The 1,328-nt window shown below is 60.8% G+C and carries 1 protein-coding gene and 1 pseudogene; one reads left to right on the plus strand and one right to left on the minus strand.

Annotation, left to right across the window (positions count from 1 at the left end; translation table 11 throughout):
* The coding region (locus A2I95_RS38680; protein ID WP_291737691.1) for a VOC family protein at positions 1-326 on the minus strand (326 nt) is incomplete at its 3' end.
* Positions 327-980: 654 nt separating this feature from the next.
* On the opposite strand from A2I95_RS38680, the pseudogene A2I95_RS38685 reads away from it, so the two are divergent.
* Positions 981-1,328: pseudogene (locus A2I95_RS38685) on the plus strand (hypothetical protein); the annotation flags it as partial.

Below are 1,328 nucleotides of genomic sequence, written 5' to 3' on the forward strand. Positions count from 1 at the left end.
CGCATGGCCACATGGCGCTGCGCATGGGGCGGCAGCAGGGGTTTCTCCGCTTCCAGGTCCTGGCTGCGCAGGATCCAATTGCTGAGCCGTGCAGGACCTTTGAAGCGGTCGAGATTGAACCAGCGCGGCTGCTCTTGCGGCCGGGTATTGGGGTCGATGGCGATGGCTTCGAGGTACAGCCCGTCCTCCAGCCCAATGAGGCGGTTATGTGTGCCATAGCGCGCATGGGCGCCGCCGGGACCAAGCGGGACGCCGAGGGCTTCTTCGGTATGCGCTACGGCCTCTTCCAGCGTTTCGCCTGCCACAGCCAGGTGATCAAGTATCATGTCGGCCCCTCCGGATTGGCGCAGAGACTAGCCAGACAGCGGCGGGGTGCAAGGCGGGAATTTCGGGATACTCCGCACCGGCCCGGAAGCCAACATTTCCACCTTCTCCCGGCCGCGCCCTGGAACTCTCCCCATAATTGTGATGTGCTTCAGCGCATTACTTCGGCTTCTCCCACAAAGTGTTTGCCCAATGAATCTATTCGACTTCAGAACACACCAAGCCCTGGCCGATCTGAGCCGCGCGCAAAGGTTACCTGGGCCGGAAGCCCTTGCTCCGATCACGCAGGGAGACAACGCCCTTCTGGAGGAATTTTCCGGATTCCTGAAGGAACCGGCGCGTCCTCCGGCACGCGGGATTCACAAGCCGCGAATGACGCGCTTTGGATGGCGGCAGTGTCACCCGAAGCCCACCACGACGCCTTCCTGACTGCCACGTCTGTCTTGACTATGAATGCGCTTGCGAGCCGGGAATACGTCCAGGATCTGAGCTGGCGCTGGGAGGGCTCCAGCAGACAATTCCGGACCGCAGCGCCGCCTGTCCGGGCCGCATTGATGAACGGGTTCGTACGGTTGAGGCACCATTGCCTGCTGCCGGGTGATTGCAGGCCTTCAGAGGAAGACTTGCTCACCCGAGACCGGACTGAAGTAGAAGAGATGCTGACCCCAATTGCCAGGAGCATGATCCCGGCTGAAATCGAATGCGCCGCCACCGCGGATTATGGAATGGACATCGAAAAGCACAATAGAGCCCTTCTCGATCTGCGGAACAGCCCAACACTGGCTTACCCGCCAAATGGGTTGTGGTTTCCTGCTGAAGTTATTGAATTGATCTCTCACGTCCAAGGGCACACCGGCTGGCTCCCCAGCACCGCAATTCTGCTGCTGGATGCGGTCCGCACTTTGGATGAGCGGTCAAACGCTGAGTTCAGATTCGAAAAACAGTGGCGCGGCTACAGCCGTCTTCCGGCGCCAGCCCGGAGCGCATTTCACGCCGCGCTCAGG

The sequence above is a fragment of the Leisingera sp. F5 genome (genome assembly GCF_001593695.1).